This window comes from Pseudomonas sp. NPDC090755 (genome assembly GCF_044769005.1).
Lineage (GTDB): Bacteria > Pseudomonadota > Gammaproteobacteria > Pseudomonadales > Pseudomonadaceae > Aquipseudomonas.
Genome location: NZ_JBIVXC010000019.1, coordinates 79,934 through 101,617, shown reverse-complemented (window position 1 = coordinate 101,617; position 21,684 = coordinate 79,934). Strand labels below are relative to the sequence as shown.

The 21,684-nt window shown below is 64.2% G+C and carries 13 protein-coding genes and 2 tRNA genes; 4 read left to right on the top strand and 11 right to left on the bottom strand.

The window, feature by feature from the left end:
* Positions 1–12 precede the first annotated feature (12 nt).
* The 8 genes from ACIQUS_RS22850 to ACIQUS_RS22815 form a co-directional block, all read right to left on the bottom strand.
* A complete protein-coding gene (locus tag ACIQUS_RS22850) occupies positions 13–453 on the bottom strand; it encodes a YkvA family protein (protein ID WP_403051874.1) in 441 nt (146 codons plus the stop codon).
* A 283-nt stretch (positions 454–736) separates the two neighbouring features.
* Positions 737–1,465 carry an FKBP-type peptidyl-prolyl cis-trans isomerase gene (locus ACIQUS_RS22845; protein ID WP_403051871.1) on the bottom strand — a complete coding sequence of 243 codons (729 nt, stop codon included), beginning with the start codon at positions 1,463–1,465 and terminating at the stop codon, positions 737–739.
* A gap of 227 nt (positions 1,466–1,692) precedes the next feature.
* Entirely contained in the window at positions 1,693–2,625 is a 933-nt protein-coding gene (gene pcaQ, locus ACIQUS_RS22840) for a pca operon transcription factor PcaQ (RefSeq protein WP_403051868.1), read from the bottom strand.
* 123 nt (positions 2,626–2,748) lie between these two features.
* Positions 2,749–3,111 (bottom strand): nitrite reductase small subunit NirD, encoded by a 363-nt coding sequence (gene nirD, locus ACIQUS_RS22835; RefSeq protein WP_403051865.1) that lies wholly within the window; start codon positions 3,109–3,111, stop codon positions 2,749–2,751.
* The gene (gene nirB / locus ACIQUS_RS22830) at positions 3,111–5,669 is read right to left on the bottom strand and encodes a nitrite reductase large subunit NirB (RefSeq protein WP_403051862.1); all 2,559 of its coding nucleotides are present in this window, start codon (positions 5,667–5,669) and stop codon (positions 3,111–3,113) included. Before nirB ends, nirD begins: the two co-directional genes overlap by 1 nt.
* Before the next feature lie 273 nt (positions 5,670–5,942).
* The gene (locus ACIQUS_RS22825; RefSeq protein WP_403051859.1) at positions 5,943–9,986 is read right to left on the bottom strand and encodes a molybdopterin-dependent oxidoreductase; all 4,044 of its coding nucleotides are present in this window, start codon (positions 9,984–9,986) and stop codon (positions 5,943–5,945) included.
* Positions 9,987–10,314: 328 nt separating this feature from the next.
* Positions 10,315–10,391, bottom strand: a tRNA-Asp gene (locus tag ACIQUS_RS22820).
* A gap of 16 nt (positions 10,392–10,407) precedes the next feature.
* Positions 10,408–10,483: transfer RNA gene (locus ACIQUS_RS22815), tRNA-Val, on the bottom strand.
* Between the two features lie 160 nt (positions 10,484–10,643).
* Between ACIQUS_RS22815 and rdgC the strand changes: the two genes are divergently transcribed.
* Together rdgC and sugE are read left to right on the top strand one after the other, a co-directional pair.
* Entirely contained in the window at positions 10,644–11,564 is a 921-nt protein-coding gene (rdgC, locus tag ACIQUS_RS22810) for a recombination-associated protein RdgC (protein WP_403051856.1), read from the top strand.
* Between the two features lie 154 nt (positions 11,565–11,718).
* Entirely contained in the window at positions 11,719–12,036 is a 318-nt protein-coding gene (gene sugE / locus ACIQUS_RS22805) for a quaternary ammonium compound efflux SMR transporter SugE (protein WP_403051853.1), read from the top strand.
* A gap of 15 nt (positions 12,037–12,051) precedes the next feature.
* Here the strand turns inward: sugE and ACIQUS_RS22800 are convergent, their stop codons facing one another.
* Positions 12,052–13,926, bottom strand: coding sequence for an MFS transporter (locus ACIQUS_RS22800; RefSeq protein ID WP_403051850.1), 1,875 nt, complete (start codon positions 13,924–13,926; stop codon positions 12,052–12,054).
* Between the two features lie 79 nt (positions 13,927–14,005).
* On the bottom strand, positions 14,006–15,151 hold the full coding sequence (locus ACIQUS_RS22795) for a TDT family transporter (RefSeq protein WP_403051848.1): 1,146 nt from the start codon (positions 15,149–15,151) through the stop codon (positions 14,006–14,008).
* A 182-nt stretch (positions 15,152–15,333) separates the two neighbouring features.
* Here ACIQUS_RS22795 and ACIQUS_RS22790 point away from each other — a divergent pair, with 182 nt between their 5' ends.
* Together ACIQUS_RS22790 and ACIQUS_RS22785 are read left to right on the top strand one after the other, a co-directional pair.
* Positions 15,334–16,539, top strand: a complete 1,206-nt coding sequence (locus ACIQUS_RS22790; protein ID WP_403051846.1) for an MFS transporter — start codon at positions 15,334–15,336, stop codon at positions 16,537–16,539.
* A gap of 129 nt (positions 16,540–16,668) precedes the next feature.
* A complete protein-coding gene (locus tag ACIQUS_RS22785; RefSeq protein WP_403051843.1) occupies positions 16,669–20,145 on the top strand; it encodes a NahK/ErcS family hybrid sensor histidine kinase/response regulator in 3,477 nt (1,158 codons plus the stop codon).
* Here the strand turns inward: ACIQUS_RS22785 and rmuC are convergent.
* A complete protein-coding gene (gene rmuC / locus ACIQUS_RS22780; protein WP_403051893.1) occupies positions 20,117–21,505 on the bottom strand; it encodes a DNA recombination protein RmuC in 1,389 nt (462 codons plus the stop codon). The genes ACIQUS_RS22785 and rmuC overlap by 29 nt on opposite strands.
* Between the last annotated feature and the right edge of the window lie 179 nt (positions 21,506–21,684).

Below are 21,684 nucleotides of genomic sequence, written 5' to 3'. Positions count from 1 at the left end.
GGCGAGCGCCAATCAGCCTTTTTCATGTTCCAGGTGCAGGGCTTGCGGGGTGTCAGGCAGGCGTTCGACCACCCGCAGTTTTTCCGGCGTCTGGCGCTTGCGCCAGGCACTGAAGGCCGCCAGTTCATCGGAGACGGCCTTGAGCACCCAGGCCAGCACGGCGATGTCATCGAGCAGGCCCACTCCCAGCAGCCAATCGGGAATCGCATCCAGGGGGCTGACGAAGTACAGCAACCCGGCCACTACCGTCACCAGCGCCCTGGGGCTGATCGACCGGTACTCACCGCGCCACCAGGCCAGACACAGGGCCTGCATCAGGCGCACATCCTCACGCAGCTTGCCGAGCCGCGGCCCCTTGCGTGCCACGGCGAAAATCAGCGCCGGCAGACGGCCACGGCTGAGCAATCGCTCGGCCAGGGGCAGAAAACGGGCGAAACTCCACGGTGCTTTCATACAGCCTCCCGCCAGTTGCCAAGGAAAGGTTATCCACAATTATTGTGGATAACCTTGTGAACAGAGCCCCTTTCCGAGCTCGCGGCGCCCGCCCGGCAAGGGTCGCGCTCAAATCGGGCGTTTTTTACACACCTGTTTCAATTGCCGCAAACGTTTTGCCTATCCTGCACCTTTTCCGCTTTGACTGCAGTTTTTCAGACGCTCGTATCGGTGCAGGGTTCATATCACGACCAGAAACGACAACGCCCCGTCGAGGCGGGGCGTTGGCAATACAGCGTGCAGCTTACTCGGCTGCAGTGTCGGCGTCGGCGTCAGCCTTGGCCTGATCCTTGATGCCCAGCAGTTCCAGCTCGAACACCAGGACCGAGTTGGCCGGAATCATCGGGCTCGGGCTTTGTGCGCCGTAGGCCAGGTCGGACGGGATGTACAGCTTGTACTTCTCGCCGACGTGCATCAGTTGCAGGCCTTCGACCCAACCCGGGATCACGCCGCTGACCGGCAGGTCGATCGGGCTGCCACGCTCCACCGAGCTGTCGAAGACCTTGCCGTCGATCAGCTTGCCTTCGTAGTGGACGGTGACCACGTCATCCGGCTTTGGCTGGGCGCCATCGGCCTTCTTGACCACTTCATACTGCAGGCCGGAAGCTGTGGTGACGACACCGGCCTTCTTGCCGTTTTCTTCGAGGAACTTCTTGCCGGCAGCGGCCGACTCTTCGCTCATCTTGGCCAGGCGCTCTTCTGCACGTTTCTGCAGGGCGGCAAAGGCTTCGACCAGTTCCTCGTCCTTGATCTTCTGTTCTTTCTTGCCGACAGCATCTTCGATGCCTTGAGCAACAGCTTTCGAATCAAGGTCGTCCATGCCTTCCTGAGCCAGGCTCTTGCCCATGTTCAGGCCAATACCGTAGGAGGCTTTCTGTGCCGGCGTCTTGAGCTCGACGCTGGTCTGCGAATCGCAACCCGCCAGGACCAGACCAACCAGGGCAACCGCAGCCGCCAACCGATGCTGTTTCATGCTATTTCCTTGTTCATGCGCCAAAAGGGCAATCGAGTAAAGCCGCGAGCTTATCAGGCGGCCACGACCAATGGCTACCGGCATGAGAGCAAGAAAAGCCGGATAAGTTCAGCCAGTTAAACGCTTCTTCATGCAACGCTACAGCCAGTGGCCAGTATTGTCGGCAGTCGACGCTTGAGCAATGTCCCAACGGAGTTTTTGTAGCAGTTTGTAATATGGCGGGGGTTTCAAGGGTAGCTGCCGTCGCGGTACTGCCCCGCCACTTCGCGCAGCACCTCGCACAGCCAGCGGGCCGGCAGGCTCAGGGGCAAGGCGGCATTGCTGCAGATACCCACCGAGCCGCCCGGCTCCTGCACGCCCAGGTCCAGCTCGCACAACTCGCCCCGCCCCAGGTCGACGCGCACGGCATCGCGCGGGGCCACCCAGACCGCATCGCTGCCCTGTACGTAGCGCCGGCTCAAGGCCGGCGAGAGGGTTTCCAGGCGTTGCACGGGTTGTTCAATGGCGCACTGCACGAACAGGCTGTCGGCGTGCTTGCGAATGGTGGTGCCGGCCAGCGGCAGTACCAGCGGGTAGTGCCCCACCTGATTGCGTTCGATGGGCTGGCGGGCCAGCAACGGATGCCCTGGACGCACCACCAGCGACATCGACTCGCTGTAGAGGTGCTCGAACAGCAGGCCCTGGATCTGCGGGCTGTCGGTCATGCGCCCGATCACCAGGTCCAGCTCGCCGACGTGCAACTGCGCCAGCAGGTGCGCGCTGGGCCCGGTGGCGACGCTCACCACCAGGGCGTCGTGGCGCTGATGCAGGCGGCAGAGCACCTCGGGCATCAACAGGCTTTCGACCGTGGACAACACGCCGATGCGCACTTGCGGCGGCGCATGCTCCTCGCCGCGCAGGGTACTGACCCCCTCGCGCAGGGCTTGCACGCTGGGCCCGGCGTATCGCATGAAACGCGTGCCGGCCGGGGTCAGCTCGACGCCCTGTTTGCTGCGTTCGAACAGGCGGGTCTGCAGCAGGTCTTCAAGCTCCTTGAGGGTCTTGGAGATGGCTGGCTGACTGATCGCCATGGCATCGGCGGCCTTGGCGAAACTGCCCTGGCGAGCGATTTCGAGAAAGCACAGCAGATGGCGGAATTTGATCCGGGTATCGAGGTTCATGCCCGGAGTTTATCGGGGCCGTGCGCGGACTGCGACCGCTTCAGCGCCAATCCTCTGTAGGAGTGGGCTTGCCCCGCGATTGCGGTGTGACTGACAGACCGCTATCGCGGGACAAGCCCGCTCCTACAGACCGATCTCTACCTGCTCCCCCCTTAGCCGCACCGGCCACACCTGCAAAGACTGCCGTGCATCCTCCAGGCAGCGCCCGTCATTCAAGCTGAAATGCTGCTTGTACAACGGCGCCGCCACCACCAGTTCACCCTTGAGATGCCCCACCAGGCCACGACCGATCACGTTGGCCCCGGACTTCGGATCCTGGTTGTCGATGGCAAACACCGGGTTGTCCTCCCCGGGCAGGTAGAACAGCGCTACCTGCCGGCCTTCGAACCAGACCACCACGCCTGAGTGCGCCACCAGGTCCTGGCGACCACAGACCGTTTGCCAGCGTTGCGTTTGCAGGTTTACAGCAGCATTGGACAGGCTCATCACAGCACCTCTTCAGTGGTCGGGATCAAATGCAGTTCAGCGGCGCCGATCGGCCGGCGCTGGCCACGCTCGCGGACAAAATGCACGCCCGGATCAGGCCGCTGGTCGTTGACGAAGGTCCGGAAGCGCTTGAGTTTCTCCGGGTCTTTCAGAGCGTTGGCCCATTCGCATTCGTAGCGATCGACCACCAGTTGCATCTGCGCTTCAAGCTCGGCGCCCAGGCCCAGGCTGTCGTCGAGGATCACCGCCTTGAGGTAGTCCAGCCCGCCCTCCAGGCTCTCGCGCCAGACCGAAGTGCGTTGCAGCTTGTCGGCGGTACGGATGTAGAACATCAGCACCCGGTCGATGATGCGGATCAGACCGGCGTCGTCCAGGTCGGTGGCGAACAGCTCGGCATGGCGCGGGCGCATGCCGCCGTTGCCGCAGATGTACAGGTTCCAGCCTTTCTCGGTGGCGATCACACCGATGTCCTTGCTCTGCGCCTCGGCGCATTCACGGGTACAGCCGGACACCGCGAACTTGAGTTTGTGCGGCGAGCGCAGGCCCTTGTAGCGGTCTTCCAGGGTCAGGGCCATCTGCACGCTGTCTTGTACGCCATAACGGCACCAGGTGCTGCCCACGCAGGATTTGACCGTGCGCGTGGACTTGCCATAGGCATGGCCGGTCTCGAATCCGGCCTCGATCAGTTCACCCCAGATGGCCGGCAGCTCGTGCAGCTGCGCGCCGAACAGGTCGATGCGCTGCCCACCGGTGATCTTGGTGTAGAGGTCGTATTTTTTCGCGACCTGGCCGATGACGATCAGTTTGTCCGGGGTGATCTCGCCACCGGGGATGCGCGGCACCACCGAGTAGGTGCCGTTCTTCTGCATGTTGGCCATGAAGGTGTCGTTGGTGTCCTGCAGGGGCACCAGCGACGGGTCCATGATCGGCTGGTTCCAGCAGGACGCCAGGATCGAGCCGACAGTAGGTTTGCAGATGTCGCAACCGACATGGCCGCGACCATGCCTGGCGAGCATCTCATCGAAGCTCTGGATGCCCTCGACACGCACCAGCGCATAGAGCTCCTGGCGGGTGTAGGCGAAGTGCTCGCACAGGCTCTTGTCGACGCTGACACCGCGGGCGATCAGCTCATGCTCGAACACCTGCTTGAGCAACGCCGCGCAACCGCCGCAACCGGTACAGGCCTTGGTCTGTTGCTTGAGTTCGCCGAGCTCGCCACAGCCATTGTCGATGGCCTTGCAGATCGCGCCCTTGCTGACGTTGTGGCAGGAGCAGATGGTCGCACTGTCGGGCAGGGCATCGGCGCCCAGGGCCGGGGCGCCGCCCGATTGCGGCAGGATCAGCGCCGCCGGATCGGCTGGCAGGGCAATGCCATTCTGTACGTACTGCAGCAGGGTGTCGTAGTAGCTGTTGTCGCCCACCAGCACCGCCCCCAACACCTGCCTGCCACTGGCATCGACCACCAGGCGGCGGTAGGCCGAACCTGCTTCGTCGATGAAACGGTAGCTGCGCGCACCGGGCGTGGCGCCATGGGCATCGCCGATGGAACCGACATCGACACCCAGCAGTTTGAGCTTGGTCGACATGTCGGCGCCGGTGAAGCTGCCGGCATCGCTACCTGCCAGCGCCGCAGCGACATTGCGCGCCATGCTGTAGCCCGGCGCCACCAGGCCGAACACGCTGCCGTTCCACGAAGCGCATTCGCCGATGGCGAAGATAAGCGGATCGCTGGTACGGCAGGCGCTGTCGATCACCACACCGCCACGGGCGGCAACGTCCAGGCCGCTGCTGCGGCCCAGGGCATCCTGCGGACGAATCCCGGCGGAGAACACGATCAGGTCGGTTTCGAGAAACTCGCCGCCGTCGAAGTTCATGCGAAAGCGATAGTCCTCACCGGCCACCACCGACTGGGTCGCCCGCGACAGGTGCACACCCACGCCCAAGGCTTCGATCTGTGCCCGCAGGGCCGCGCCACCTTCGGCATCCAGCTGCACCGGCATCAGGCGCGGGGCGAATTCCACCACGTGGGCTTCCAGGCCCAGGGACTTGAGGGCGTTGGCCGCTTCCAGGCCCAGCAGGCCACCGCCGACCACCACGCCACGTCGAGCATTGGCTGCGGCGGCGCGGATGGCGTCGAGGTCATCGAGGGTACGATAGACCAGGCGCGAGGCGCCCTCGCAGCCCTGGATCGGTGGCACGAAGGGGTAGGAGCCGGTGGCCAGGATCAACTGGTCGTAGGCATAGCGACCGGCCGGCGTGACCACCTCTCGGCGTTCGCGGTCGATTTCCAGCACCGCTTCGTCCAGATGCAGGGCAATACCGTGTTTGGTGTACTGGCCCGCAGCGCCCATTGCCAGGGTTTCGGCATCGCTGCCACTGAAGTATTCCGACAGGTGCACACGGTCATAGGCGCGTTGACGTTCCTCGCCGAACACCCGCAGTTCGAAGCGGCCCAAGGCGCCCTGTTCGATCAGTTGCTCGACGCAGTGATGCCCCACCATGCCGTTGCCGACGATGATCAGTTTTTCCCGCGGGGTGATGGTCGTTGCTGCATTCATACCTGATCCTCACTCAAGGCCATTCACGGTGGCTGTGCGGCCGGGGCGAACCCCGAAAAACAAAAAAGGCGCCTGGAGCCGAAGCTCCAGGCGCCTTTGCCTGGTCGTTTTATGTAGTTCCGGTGCGGATCGCCATTGACCCGCGAGAACGTTGTGGTATTGCAAAAGCAGGTAGCGTGCCAACTGCCAAAAGCCGCTTTTTCAGGGCCTGAACGCCGCTGATCGCAGCGGATATCGACCCAGGCTGGTGCAGCCCTCCCCCTTATGGGGCATTCAATACACGTCGCGCAGGTAGCGTTTGCTGCGGCTCAGTTCGCTGACATAGGCCTGCGCCCGATCGATACTGAGCGCACCATGCTCACGTACCACCTGCTTGAGCGCCGCATCGACATCCCGGGCCATGCGCTCGGCGTCGCCACAGACATAAAAGTGGCCGCCCTCCTCCAGCCAGCGCCACAGCTCGGCGCCTTGTTCGAGCATGCGCTGCTGAACGTAGATCTTTTCTGCCTGGTCACGGGAGAACGCGGTATCCAGCCGGGTCAGGTGGCCGTCGCGCTGCCAGGCCAGCAATTCGTCGCGGTAATAAAAATCGCTGGCCGCTTTCTGCTCACCGAACAACAACCAGTTGCGCCCCGTGGCGCCAGTAGCCTGGCGCTCCTGGAGAAAGGCACGGAACGGCGCCACACCGGTTCCGGGGCCAACCATGATCACCGGCGCATTGCTGTCTTCGGGCAGACGGAAGTGGCTGGTCGGCTGGGTGAAGATCCTCACCTGGTCCTCACCCACCCGATCGGCCAGGTATGTCGAACACACGCCTTTGCGCGCGCCATAGCGAACGGTGGATACGGTCAGGTGGACCTGCCCGGGGTGATGTTTGGGGCTGGAGCTGATCGAATACAGGCGCGGCTGCATCGGTTTGAGCAGGCTCAGCCAGGTGTCCAGGTCCAGTTGCGGGTTGAATGCGTGGACCACGTCGATCAGCTGCTTGCCCCACAACCAGTCCTTGAGGGCTGCCTTGTTCTGGGGTTTGAGCAAATCCGACAGCGGCGACTGGCTGCTATGGGCGGCAACGCTTTCGAGCAGCTTGGGCGTGACACGCGCGATTTCCAGGTGCCCGGCCAGGGCTTCGGCCAGCGGCATGTCGGCCTGGCCCTTGAGGCTGACCGACTGGCCGCCATCGAGCCGGGTCGCCAGCAGCAGTTCGTCCACCAGCGCCGGGCAGTTGCGCGGCCACACGCCGAGGGCATCACCGGCCTGGTAGCTCAAGCCGCTGTCGGCCAGCTCGAACACCAGTTGCCGGGTTTCCTTGGTGGCGCCAGGGCTGTTGAGCAGGCGGTTGTCGAGCAAGCGTGTCGGCAAGGGTTGCTGCTTGCTGAAGCTGACCGCTACGGGTGCAGGTGCCGCGCTGGTTACTGCCACAGACGTGCCGCCAAGCTTGTCGAGCAAGGCCTGCAGCCACTGCCCGGCGGGCTCGTCGAGATCGCCCTCGCAATCGACCCGCTCCAGCAGGCGCTGGCCACCCAGTTCGGCCAGGCGCTGGTCGAGCTTGCGCCCAAAGCCACAGAATTGCTCATAGCTGGAGTCGCCCAGCGCCAGTACGGCATAGGGCAAGCCTGCGCAGCGACTGGCCTGCTCACCGTGCAAGCCCTGCCAGAAGGTGGCGCCGCTGTCCGGCGCATCGCCATCGCCAAAGGTACTGGCAATCAGCAACAGGCTGGCGGCACCGTCCAGTTGCTCCATGGCCACCGTCTCCATGCAGCTCAATTGCACGGCCAGACCCGCCTGGCGCAGGCGCTCGGCGCACTGTTCGGCCAGGGCCTGGCCATTGCCGGTCTGCGAAGCCCAGAGCAGCAGGTGCCGAGCTTGCTCCGGTGCGTTCAGCGGCGCGGCCTGGGGCTGGGCACTGCGTGAGTACAGGCCGGCCAGCAGACCGTCCACCAGCAAGCGCCGCGCTGGCGCCAGCGGCGCGCTGGCCGGCAGGGTCGGCACCCCGTCGAGCCGGGCTTGCGCGCTGCGCAGGCCGAGGACGAAACCCTGCATGTATTGTTGTTCATCTTCGGCCAGGACCAGTTCAACCCGGGGGTCCAGGCCGAGCAAGCGGCTCAGGGTGTCGGTGGGCATGGCAGGATGCTCCTGGTCGATCGGGGTGGCAGGAATACGTTCACCGGCGACCCGCGCCAGGGCCACCGCGCAATATTTGAACGCCGGTTGCAGCGACACGGGATCGACGGCGTCGCTGGTGACGGCGTTGACCGCCAGGTTGTCGCCATAGACATCGTTCCAGTGAAACGGCGCAAAGCAGTTGCCCGGCAACACCCGCGTGCTGATCCGCGCCGGCAGCAGCGCCTGGCCACGCCGTGAACGCAGTTGCACCTGATCCTTTTCGGCGATCCCCAGGCGCGCGGCATCCTCGGGATGGATCTCCAGGAAAGGTCCGGGATCGAGCTTGTTCAGGGTCGCCACCTTGCCCGTCTTGGTCAGGGTGTGCCATTGGTGCTGGACCCGGCCGGTGTTCAACACCAGGGGGAAATCATCATCGGGCCGTTCGGCCGGCGGCAGATAAGGCCTGGCGAAAAAGCGTGCCTTGCCGCTGGTCGTGGGGAAGGCGATGGCCGGCACCTGGCCCTGCACATCGCGGTGCAGCGTCTGGCTGAGGCCGTCATTGAGATAGCGCAGCGGGCTGCGCGGGTTGTCACGCCGAGGTGGGCATGGCCACTGTTGCGGCGCCTGGCGCAAAACGTCGTAGCTGACGCCGCGCAGGTCATAGCCGGTAGCCGGGTTCCAGGTCTGGCGGATTTCCTCGAACACCGCCTCGGCATCGGCATAGCTGAAGGCCTCGGCGTAGCCCATCGCACAGGCGATGCGGGCGATGATCTGCCAGTCGGGCAGGCTGGCGCCGGGCGCTTGGACCGCCTTGCTCATCAGGGTCAGGTTGCGCTCGGAGTTGATCATCACCCCCTCGCCCTCGGCCCACAGTGCGGCGGGCAGGAGAATGTCGGCGTAGCGGTTGGTCTCGGTGTCGAGGAAGGCATCCTGGGTAATCACCAGTTCCGCCGCTTGCAGGCCGTCGATCACCTGCTGGCGATTGGCAACGCTGGCCACCGGGTTGGAACAGATGATCCAGCAAGCCTTGATCCTTCCGGCGGCCAGGCTGTCGAACAGCGCCACGGTACCGTCGCCCGCCTCACTGCGCAGGCTGCCGGCGGGAATCTGCCAGAGCTGTTCGACAAAGGTTCGATCCGCCTCGACCAGTGCCGAGCGCTGACCCGGCAGGCCCGGGCCCATATAGCCCATATCCCGCCCGCCCATGGCATTGGGTTGGCCGGTCAGGGAAAAGGGACCGCTACCCGGCCGGCAGATGGCACCGGTGGCCAGGTGCAGGTTGCACAGGGCGTTGGTCTGCCAGGTGCCATGGATGCTCTGGTTCAGCCCCATGGTCCAGCAGCTCATCCACTCGGGGGCCTGGCCAATCCACTGGGCGGCCTGGCGGATGTCGGCTTCGGCAAGGCCGGTGATGGCGGCGACATGCTCGGGGGTGTAGTCCTCGAGAAAGGCCGGCATGGTCTCCCAGTCTTCGGTGTGACGGGCAATGAAATCGGCGTCGACTTGATCATTCTTGTGCAACAGATGCAGCAGGCCGTTGAGCAGGGCCAGGTCAGTGCCGGGGCGGACCTGCAGGAACAGGTCGGCCTTGTCGGCAGTGGCGCTGCGCCGCGGATCGACCACGATCAGCCGGGCGCCGGCCTTGAGCCGGTCGAGCAGGCGCAGGAACAGGATCGGATGACAATCGGCCATGTTCGCCCCGATCACCAGGAACACCTCGGCGCGGTCGAAATCCTCATAGCTGCCCGGCGGCCCGTCGGCCCCCAGCGACAATTTGTAGCCGCTGCTGGCGCTGGCCATGCACAGGCGCGAGTTGGACTCGATATGCCGGCTGCGGACAAAGCCCTTGGCCAGTTTGTTGATCAGGTACTGGGCTTCCAGCGACATCTGCCCGGAGACATAAAAGGCCAGGGCATCAGGGCCATGCTCGTCGAGAATCGCCCGCAGTCGCTGTGCGGCCTGCTCAATGGCCGTATCCACGCCGGTCTGCACCGGATCGCGCTGGCGCTGCTTGCGCAAATAGGCCTGCTCCATGCGCCCGGAATCGCGCAGCGGTTGGTGGGCGGTCAGGCCCTTGGTGCACAACCGGCCGAAATTGCTCGGGTGCAGTTTGTCGCCGCTGACCTTGGTCACCCGGTTGCCTTCAACCGTCATGACAATGCCGCAGCCGACGCCACAATACGGGCAAACGCTGCGCACGCTGGTGCTGCTCATCTGCCTACCTCCTGCTTGCGCAAACAAAAAGGCGCCCTGCTGCCCCGGCTTGCGAAAACAAGCAGGTGCAACACGGCGCCTTTGTCGTGAACGGGGCAATCTGCGTTGATTGCCGGATGAACAGGTATAAGCAAGGCCCGCGCCAGTTCGCGCAACCCTGTAAAGACGTGGGAAATTCCTGCAACAACGCGGCGCAGGCGCACCGACTTGGGGAGAACTGCACCATGGCGAGGCACGATGGCCTTCAAAAGGCAGAAACAAAAAAAGCGACCCTAAGGTCGCTTTCTCTGTTGCTTCCGGGTGTTCAGTGGGCCCTGGAAGCGATATATGGCGCGGCGGACGGGACTCGAACCCGCGACCCCCGGCGTGACAGGCCGGTATTCTAACCGACTGAACTACCGCCGCGCGATACACTGAGAAGTGGTGGGTGATGACGGGATCGAACCGCCGACCCTCTGCTTGTAAGGCAGATGCTCTCCCGGCTGAGCTAATCACCCTTTCGTCTCGGTGTGGCGCGCATTCTACGGAGCACCGCACACGCTGGCAAGCACTTTTTTAAAAAAATTTTTCAGCCGTTCCAAAGACTTAGCGGACTTGGCCTGAAGTGCCCGCTCGGAGAATAATGCCCTCCTTATGTATTAAGGAGAGATTCACCCAATGTGGTTCAAAAACCTGCTGACCTACCGCCTGACCCAGGATGTCCCGTTCGATCCCGAAGCGCTGGAAACTGCACTGGCCAGCAAGCCGGCGCGCCCTTGCGCCAGCCAGGAGTTGACCACTTACGGCTTCGTCGCCCCGTTCGGTAAAGGCGAAGATGCGCCACTGGTCCATGTCAGCGGTGACTTCCTGCTGATCGCCGCCCGCAAGGAAGAACGTATCCTGCCGGGCAGCGTGGTGCGCGATGCGGTCAAGGAGAAGATCGACGAGATCGAAGCCGAGCAGATGCGCAAGGTCTATAAGAAGGAGCGTGACCAGATCAAGGACGAGATCATCCAGGCCTTCCTGCCGCGTGCCTTTATTCGTCGCTCGATGATCTTCGCCGCCATTGCCCCCAAGCAAGGCCTGATCCTGGTCAACTCGGCCAGCGCCAAGCGTGCCGAAGACCTGCTCTCGACCCTGCGCGAGGTCATGGGTTCGCTGCCGGTGCGTCCGCTGACCGTGAAGATTGCCCCGAGCGCGACCATGACCGACTGGGTCAAGACCCAGCAGGCGGCGCCGGACTTCTTCGTCCTCGACGAATGCGAACTGCGCGACACCCACGAAGATGGCGGCATCGTGCGCTGCAAGCGCCAGGACCTGACCAGCGACGAGATCCAACTGCACCTGGGCACCGGCAAAGTGGTGACCCAACTGTCCCTGGCCTGGCAGGACAAGCTGTCGTTCGTGCTCGACGACAAGATGGTGATCAAGCGCCTGCGTTTTGAAGAACTGCTGCAAGACCAGGCAGAAGAAGACGGCGGCGATGAAGCCCTGGGCCAGCTCGATGCCAGCTTCACCCTGATGATGCTGACCTTCGGCGAGTTCCTGCCGGCGCTGTTCGAAGCGCTGGGCGGCGAAGAGATTCCGCAGGGGATCTGATTCGACGTAGCCGCTGCCGTCAGGCAGCGGCTACGGGCGCAACTTGCCCCTAGCAGCTGGATTGGGCACTATATTGCCCACTGTGAGGACGACCTCACGACGCTTTGCGTGATCATCCCGGGGGACGGCCCCATCACACTGATGGAGCTTTTGCATGTCCTGGATCATCCTGTTTTTCGCCGGCCTGTTCGAAGTGGGCTGGGCTGTCGGCCTCAAGTACACCGACGGTTTCTCCCGCCCCCTGCCCACCATCCTGACCGTTGGCGCCATGGTCATCAGCCTCGGCTTGCTGGGCCTGGCCATGAAGGAACTGCCACTGGGCACGGCCTACGCCATCTGGACGGGTGTCGGTGCTGTCGGCACCGTGATCGCCGGCATCATCCTGTTCGGCGAATCCATGGCGCTGGTGCGCCTGGCCAGTGTCGCCTTGATCGTCAGCGGCCTGGTCGGCCTCAAGGTCAGCGCCAGCTGACCTTGCCCTCCCCGCTCAGCGCAGGTCGCCACGCAACTGGCTGACCCGCTCTCGCAGCACCGCCGGCTGCGCCGCCTCCACCGGAACGGCGTCGCCGGCCACCAGGGTCACCCGCGACCACAAGCGACGGAAAAAGCCCTTGGCCGGATCCCGGCTGAAGAAACTGCCCCACAACCCCTGCAAGGCCAGGGGAATCACCGGCACCGGCGTCTGTTCGATAATCCGGCTCAAGCCACCCTTGAACTCATCGATCTCGCCATCGGTGGTCAGCTTGCCTTCCGGGAAGATGCACACCAGTTCGCCCGCCGCCAGGTACGCGGCAATCTGCTTGAAAGCCTGCTCGTAGGTCCGGGCATCCTCGTTGCGTCCGGCGATGGGAATGGCGCCGGCGGTGCGGAAGATGAAGTTGAGCACCGGCAAGCGGTAGATCTTGTAGTACATGACAAAACGGATCGGCCGGCGCACGGCCCCGCCGATCAGCAGCGCATCGACAAACGACACGTGGTTGCACACCAGCAACGCCGCGCCTTCATCCGGAATCAGCTGCAGGTCGCGGTGTTTGACCCGGTACATGGAATGGCTGAGCAGCCAGATCATGAAACGCATGGTGAACTCGGGGACGATGCGGAAGATGTAGGCGTTGACGCCGATGTTCAGCAACGACACCACCAGGAACAACTGGGGAATGCTCAGTTCGGCCAGGCTCAACAGGACAATGGTGACAATGGCCGACACCACCATGAACAGCGCATTGAGTATGTTGTTGGCGGCGATCACCCGCGAGCGTTCCTGCACCGGGGTACGCGACTGAATCAAGGCGTACAGCGGCACTATATAGAAGCCGCCGAAAATCCCCAGGCCGACGATCGCCAGCAGGATCCACCAGGCCTCGGCCATGCCCAGCAGGGCCAGCCAGTCATGAGGCGTGGCAGCCGCCTGAACATCCCCCGAATGCCACCACCAGAGCAGACCGAACAGGGTCAGGCCGAAGGAGCCGAACGGCACCAGGCCGATTTCCACCTTGTGGCCGCTCAAACGCTCACAGAGCAAGGAGCCCAGGGCAATCCCCACGGAGAACAGGGTCAGCACCAGGGTGACCACGGTCTCGTCGCCGTGCAGCCAGTCCTTGGCGTAGGCCGGAATCTGGGTCAGGTAGATGGCGCCGACGAACCAGAACCACGAGTTGCCGACAATCGAGCGCGACACCGCCGGGGTCTGGCCCAGACCCAGGCGCAGGGTTGCCCAGGACTGGGTGAAAATGTTCCAGTCCAGTTTCATCTGCGGCGATGCAGCGACAGCCCGGGGAATCCAGCGGCTGGACAGGTAGCCCAGCACGGCCACCGCGACCACGGCGCAGGCCACCACCGGCGCGTAGGAGGTGCTCGACATCATGATCCCGGCACCAATGGTGCCTGCCAGGATGGCCAGGAAGGTGCCCATTTCCACCAGGCCGTTACCGCCGACCAGTTCCTGCTCGTGCAGGGCCTGGGGAAGGATCGAGTATTTGACCGGGCCGAACAGCGCCGAATGGGTGCCCATGGCGAACAACGCCAGCAGCATCAGGCTCAGGTGGTTGGTCAGAAAGCCGAGCGCACCGACGGCCATGATGCCGATTTCGGCCAGCTTGATCAGGCGGATCAGCGCGTCCTTGGCGTATTTCTCGCCAAACTGCCCGGCCAGGGCCGAGAACAGGAAGAACGGCAGGATGAACAGCAAGGCGCAGAGGTTGATCCAGATCGAACGGTCACCCTCGATCGCCAGTTTGTAGAGAATGGCCAGGATCAGCGACTGCTTGAACAGGTTGTCGTTGAACGCGCCCAGCGACTGGGTGATGAAGAATGGCAGGAAGCGCCGTTTGCCAAGGAGGCTGAATTGCGAGGCTTGACTCATCAATCGTGTACCTGAGGGTGGCTTTGTTGTAAGAGGCACGCAGGCCGCACAAAGCCACAATCGCTCAGGTAAATGCAATCTACTTGTGTAACCCGGCAAGGCAAGGCGAGACGAACAGCTCACCGCGCCAGGCGCCGCGCAGGGTCAGACTACCCACCATCATCCACAGCCCCGCCAGCATCACCACCAGCACCAGGCCCATCTGCTGGAAGAACACCAGCCCCAGCCAGGCACCGAGTTTGAGGGTCGCCAGGCTGTAGACGCCCAGCGGGAAGGTGAAGCCCCACCACCCCAGGTTGAACGGCATGCCGTGGCGGATATAGCGCAGGGTGATCAGTACCGCAGTGAGCAGCCACCAAAGGCCCGCGCCCCACAACACAATGCCGGCGACCAGCCCCAGGCCACGGGCAATTTCGCCCAGCTCACCGAAGCCATTGGCGGCGAAGATCGCCGGGGCATCGGCGCCCAGCAGCAACATACCCAGCGCCCCGGTACCGATGGGGCCCAGCGCCAGCCAGCTGGAGGCGGCCATGTTGGCGTGGGGCAGCTTGTGCAGGGCCATGCGCAGCATGAGGATGGTCAGGATGCTGAAGGCCACCGGCAGCGATACCGCCCACAATACATAGCTGGTGATCAGCACCAGGAACTGGGCGTGGGCGTCGAGCAGGTGCGGCGCCAGCTGGCCGCCACTGGCCGCGGCGACTTCCGCCGCCACCACCGGCAGCAGCCAGACCGCGGTCATCTGGTCGATGCTGTGTTCCTGGCGGGTGAACATCAAGTAGGGAATGGCCACGCCGCACAGCAGTGCCAGGGCCACATCGAACCACCACAACGCCTCGACCCAGGGCACGATGCCCTCGCCCCAGCGGTTGATGCCGAACAGCAGGAAACCGTTGAGGATGGTCGCCAGCCCCATGGGGATGGTGCCGAAGAACATTGACACGGTGGAGTGGGCGAAGATCCGCCGGGCCTCATCGAAGAACAGCACCCAGCGTGCGGTGTAGAGCACCGTGAACAGCACGAAAAGCCCGATGGTCAGCCACCACAAGGCTTCGGCCACGCCGTGCAGGCTGTTGATACCCAGCTGCATCAGGGCCAGGGCCAGCACCCCGGTGCCCATGGTCGCGGCAAACCAGTTGGGGGTGAATTGACGAATCACTTCCCGCGGGTGAGCCAGGTGGCTCAACGGCCGAAAGGGGGAAGCGGTGTGTTGCAGGCAAGCCATGGTCAGGTCTCCTGTTGTCCAGTGAGGTGTGACCATCTTATGCCTGGAAAGAATATCCATATAACGGGTATTTTCTCTATCTGTTATCGATTTTACAGATATAAACATCTTCTGTTACACCGCCAGCGCCCGAGCGTATGCTTAGCCCGATGGCTTACCGCACTGACAACAAGGATGTGACAATGCTCGCTGCCGTAACGCGCTACAGCCCGCAGGTGCGCCTGCTGCTGGCGACCACTTTTATCCTGACCCTGGCCCGGGCGATCACCTTGCCCTACCTGGTGGTCTACCTCGCGGAAAATTTCACCCTGGACATCAGCGGCATCGGCCTGGTGATCGGCGGCGCGCTGATCGTCGCTTCGCTGCTGAGCCTGTACGGCGGCTACCTGATCGATACCCTGCGCAGCTACACGGTGATCATCGTCTCGACCCTGGTCTTTGCCCTGGCCTTCGTGGCCGCGGTGATCAGCCGCGAACTGAGCCTGTTCTTCATCAGCCTGGTGCTGATCAACCTGGCCCTGGCCGTGGTCGATATCGCCGCCAAGGCCGGCTTCTGCGCCCTGCTGCCGGTGGAGGAGCGCGCCGAGGTGTTCTCGATCAAGTACACCCTGAGCAACGTCGCCTATGCCGTGGGGCCCTTTGTCGGCGTGGCCCTGGTGTTGTTCGACAGTCATCTGCCGTTCCTGCTGTCCGCCGCGCTGGGCCTGGTCACCTGCCTGTGCTACCGGCGCTGGGGCGAGCGCTCGGCGCGGGCTGTTCCGGACGGCGCGGCGCCGAGCGGTTTTGCCAGCGTCGGCGTGCAACTGCTCAAGGATCGCCGGCTGATCTGCTTCACCCTGGGCGGCGCCCTCAGCGCCGTGGTGTTCGGCCAGTTCACCGCCTACCTGTCGCAATACCTGGTGGTGACCAGCAGCGCCAGCGAGGCGGCGCACTACATCAGCTACCTGGTGGCCACCAACGCCATCACGGTCATCGCCCTGCAGTACGTGATCGGTCGACGTATCAACAGCCGCCAGCTGATGCCCTGGCTGCTGGCCGGCATGGCGCTGTTCCTCGCCGGCCTGCTGGGCTTCTCCGTGGCCGACTCGCTGCTGGTCTGGTGCCTGGCGATGCTGGTGTTCACCCTGGGCGAAATCATCGTCATCCCGGCCGAATACATGTTCATCGACAGCATTGCCCCTGAACACCTGCGCGGGGTGTATTACGGTGCGCAGAACCTGTCCAACCTCGGCGCGGCACTGGGGCCGGTGATCTGCGGTTTCGCCCTGGCACACCTGGTGCCGGTGGCGACTTTCTACCTGTTGATCGGCTCGGTGCTGCTGGCGGCACTGTTCTATTACCTGGGCGCCCGCCCGGGCTCGGGCCAGGTCGACCAGGCCCTGGCCTGAGCCGCCCTGCGACGCTCTGCCACTGCGACCATCGTCGGCGCTGACGAAGCGCCGGCGGCGTGCCAGACTGATTGATCGAGGTTCGCCGTTGTGCCGGCGTCGAACCCCCTTTTTCGTTTCGGAGTTGTCATGTCGCTGTCCAGTGGGCTGATTGCCGTGGTCGCCCTGGCCTATATGGCCATCATGTTCGCTATTGCCTTCTATGGCGACCGCCGCAGCACGCCGCTGCCACCGCGCCTGCGCGCCTGGGTGTACAGCCTGTCGCTGGCGGTGTACTGCACCAGCTGGACCTTCTTCGGCGCCGTCGGCCAGGCCGCCGAGCAACTCTGGGCGTTCCTGCCGATCTACCTGGGCCCCGTGCTGTTGCTGCTGTTCGCCCCCTGGGTGCTGCAGAAGATGGTGCTGATCAGCAAGCAGGAAAACATCACCTCGATCGCCGACTTCATCGCCGCCCGCTATGGCAAGTCCCAGACCCTGGCCGTGGTGGTGGCATTGATCTGCCTGGTCGGCGTGCTGCCCTATATCGCCTTGCAGCTCAAAGGCATCGTGCTGGGCGTCAACCTGCTCATCGGCGCCAGTGCCGACGCCACCGGCAGCCGTGTGCAGGACACCGCCCTGGTGGTCTCGCTGGTGCTGGCACTGTTCTCCATCGTGTTCGGTACGCGCAGCCTGGATGTCACCGAGCACCACCGCGGCATGGTCCTGGCCATTGCCTTCGAATCCCTGGTCAAGCTCCTGGCGTTCCTGGCCGTGGGCGCCTTCGTCACCTTCGGCCTGTACAACGGCTTCGACGACCTGTTCAGCCAGGCAAAACTGGCCCCACGCCTGGAAGGCTTCTGGAGCGAGACCATCAACTGGCCTTCGATGGTGGTGCAGACCGGCGTGGCGATGATGGCGATTATCTGCCTGCCGCGGCAGTTCCATGTCACCGTGGTCGAGAACATCGAACCGCAGGACATGCGCCTGGCCCGCTGGGTGTTCCCGGCCTACCTGATCCTCGCTGCCCTGTTCGTGGTGCCCATTGCCCTGGCCGGGCAGATGCTGCTGCCGGGCGCGGTGATTCCCGACTCCTTCGTCATCAGCCTGCCGCTGGCCGAAGCCCACCCGGCCCTGGCCCTGCTGGCCTTCATCGGCGGCGCTTCGGCCGCCACCGGCATGGTCATCGTCGAAGCCGTGGCGTTGTCGACCATGGTCTCCAACGACATGCTGCTGCCCTGGCTGCTGCGCCGCCAGAACGCCGAGCGGCCGTTCGAAGTCTTCCGCCACTGGATGCTGTCGGTACGCCGGGTGACCATTGTCGCCATCCTACTGCTGGCCTATGTCAGTTACCGCCTGCTCGGCTCTACCGCAAGCCTTGCCACCATCGGCCAGATCGCCTTTGCCGCCGTGACCCAGCTGACCCCGGCCATGCTCGGTGCCCTGTACTGGAAACAGGCCAACCGCCGCGGCGTGTTCGCAGGCCTCGCCGCCGGGATCTTCCTCTGGTTCTACACCCTGGTGCTGCCGATTGCCGCCCACAGCCTGGGCTGGTCGCTGAACCTGTTCCCGGGCCTGGCCTGGTTGCACGGCAACCCGCTGAACCTGCCGATCACGCCGCTGACCCAGGGCGTGGTGCTGTCGCTGGCCGGCAACTTCACCCTGTTCGCCTGGGTCTCGATCCTCTCGCGCACCCGGGTGTCGGAGCACTGGCAGGCCGGTCGCTTCATCGGCCAACAGACCAGCGCCCGCCCCAGCAGCCGCTCGCTGCTGGCGGTGCAGATCGACGACCTGCTGCACCTCGCCGCCCGCTTCGTCGGCGAAGAGCGTGCCCGGCAGAGCTTCATCCGCTTCGCCTACCGCCAGGGCAAGGGCTTCAACCCCAACCAGAACGCCGACGGCGACTGGATCGAACACACCGAGCGCCTGTTGGCCGGTGTGCTGGGCGCCTCCTCGACCCGGGCAGTGGTCAAGGCCGCCATCGAAGGCCGTGACATGCAGCTCGAAGACGTGGTGCGCATTGCCGACGAAACCTCCGAAGTGCTGCAGTTCAACCGCGCCCTGCTGCAAGGCGCTATCGAGAACATCAGCCAAGGCATCAGCGTGGTCGACCAGAACCTGCGCCTGGTGGCCTGGAACCGCCGCTACCTGGAACTGTTCAACTACCCCGATGGCCTGATCAGCGTCGGCCGGCCGATTGCCGACATCATTCGCTACAACGCCGAACGCGGCCTGTGCGGCCCGGGCGAGGCCCAGGTGCACGTGGCCCGGCGCCTGCACTGGATGCGCCAGGGTCGAGCACACACCTCCGAGCGCCTGTTCCCCAATGGCCGGGTCATCGAGCTGATCGGCAACCCCATGCCCGGTGGCGGCTTCGTCATGAGCTTCACCGACATCACCCCGTTCCGCGAAGCCGAACAGGCGCTCAAGGAGGCCAACGAAGGCCTGGAACAACGGGTCGCCGAGCGCACCCATGAACTGTCACAACTGAACCAGGCGCTGACCGAGGCCAAGAGCCATGCCGAGGCGGCCAACCAGTCCAAGACCCGCTTCCTGGCCGCGGTCAGCCACGACCTGATGCAACCACTGAACGCCGCACGACTGTTCTCCGCCGCCCTCTCCCACCAGGGTGACGGGTTGTCGGCCGATGCCCAGCAACTGGTCCAGCACATGGACAGCTCGCTGCGCTCGGCTGAAGAGTTGATCAGCGATCTGCTGGACATCTCGCGCCTGGAAAACGGCAAGATCACCCCCGATCCCAAGCCATTCGCCCTCAACGAGCTGTTCGACACCCTGGGCGCCGAGTTCAAGGTACTGGCCCAGCAGCAGGGCCTGGACTTCCGCCTGCGCGGCAGCCGCCTGCGGGTGCACAGCGACATGAAGCTGTTGCGGCGGATCCTGCAGAATTTCCTGACCAATGCCTTCCGCTATGGCAAGAGCCCGATCCTGCTGGGTGTGCGCCGCGCTGGCGGCAACCTGTGGCTGGAAGTCTGGGACCGTGGCCCGGGCATTGCCGATGACAAGCTGCAGGTGATCTTCGAGGAGTTCAAACGCCTGGACAGCCACCAGACCCGCGCCGAGAAAGGCCTGGGCCTGGGCCTGGCGATTGCCGATGGCCTGTGCCGGGTGCTCGGCCATCGCCTGGAAGTGCGCTCCTGGCCGGGCAAGGGCAGCGTGTTCCGGGTCAGCGTGCCGCTGGCCACCACGCCTGCCGCCGTTGTTGTCGCCCCGACCGAACAGGCGGGCCAACCCCTGGCCGGCATGCAGGTGCTGTGCATCGACAACGAGGACAGCATCCTGATCGGCATGAACAGCCTGCTCAGTCGCTGGGGCTGCCAGGTCTGGACCGCACGCAGCCGCCAGGAGTGCGACGCCTTGCTGGAGAACGGCATGCGTCCGCACCTGGCACTGGTCGACTACCATCTGGACGATGGCGAAACCGGTACCGAACTGATGGCCTGGCTACGCAAGCGCCTGGGCGAGCCGGTGCCAGGCGTGGTGATCAGTGCCGACGGGCGCAGCGAAACCGTCGCCCAGGTACATGCAGCCGGCCTCGACTACCTGGCCAAGCCAGTGAAGCCTGCGGCCTTGCGCGCCCTGCTCAATCGGCATCTGAGCCTGGTCCAGTAAGGCTGCCGACGGCCAGCGGGTCGCCTTCGCTCATGGCCCGCTCCAGCAGGTCGGCCGGCAGGCTCTTGCTGGCCCGGGCACCGAGCAGTTTGAGCTGCTCGCTGCGGCTGATCAGGTTGCCACGGCCTTCGCAGAGTTTGTTGCGGGCGGCACTGTAGGCCTTGTCGACCTGCTGCAGGCGATTGCCCAGCTCGTCCAGGTCCTGGATGAACAGCACGAACTTGTCGTAAAGCCAGCCGGCCCGTTCGGCGATTTCCCGGGCGTTCTGGCTCTGGCGCTCCTGTTTCCACAAGCTGTCGATGACCCGCAGGGTAGCCAGCAAAGTGGTCGGGCTGACGATCACGATCTGCCGGTCGAAGGCCTCCTGAAACAGGTTCGGCTCGGCCTGCAGGGCCGCCGAAAACGCCGCCTCGATGGGCACGAAGAGCAGGACGAAATCCAGGCTGTGCAACCCTTCCAGGCGGTTGTAGTCCTTGCCCGACAAACCTTTGACATGGTTGCGCAACGACAGCACATGCTGCTTGAGCGCAGCCTGGGCGATCTCGCTGTCGTCAGCGGCGATGTACTGCTGGTAGGCGGTCAGGCTGACCTTGGAGTCGACCACCACCTGTTTGTCGCCGGGCAGCATGATCAGCACGTCGGGCTGGAAGCGCTCGCCGTCGGCGCTCTTGAGGCTGACCTGGGTCTGGTACTCACGGCCCTTCTCCAGCCCTGCATGCTCCAGTACCCGTTCGAGGATCAGTTCGCCCCAGTTGCCCTGGGTCTTCTGGCCCTTGAGCGCCTGAGTGAGGTTGGTGGCTTCATCGCTCAGGCGCAGGTTCAACTGCTGCAGGCGCTCCAGTTCCTTGGCCAGCGAGAAACGCTCGCGGGCCTCCTGCTGGTAGCTCTCTTCCACACGTTTCTCGAAGGCCTGGATGCGTTCCTTGAGCGGGTCGAGCAACTGCCCCAGGTGCTGCTGGCTGGTCTGGGCAAAACGCTGTTCGCGCTCGTCGAAGATCTTGCTGGCCATCTCGGCGAACTGGGCGCGCAGCTCGTCCCGCGAGCCTTGCAGGTCGTCCAGGCGCTGTTGATGGCTGTCCTGCTGCTCACGCAGTTCGGCACTCAGGGCTGCACTGTGGGCATCCAGGCGTCGCAATTCGGCCTCACGAGCGCTGCGTTCGAGTTGCCAGGCATGGGCGGCATCACGGGCGTTGTCGCGGTCGATCTGCAGCAGCTCCAGTTCCCGGGCCTGGGCGGCCAGGGTCGCTTGCTTGGCCGCGTTGGCCTGGCTCAGGTCGCTGATCTCGTCGCGACTGGCATCGAGCTGGGCGAGCAAGCCTTCCTGGGCCATCTGTGCACTGCCCAGGCGCTCCTCAAGCAACGCCGCCTGCGCCTCACGGGCGGCCAGCCTTCTTTGCTGCTGGAACACCCAGCCCAGGCACGGCACGGCGGCCGCCAAGAGTCCCAGCACGATGCTGGTCAGATCCAACGCCATTACCACCCCGACACCCTCAACTGAATTCAGCGGCTGAGCTTATCAGCCTTGCCGCCGCCCTGCAG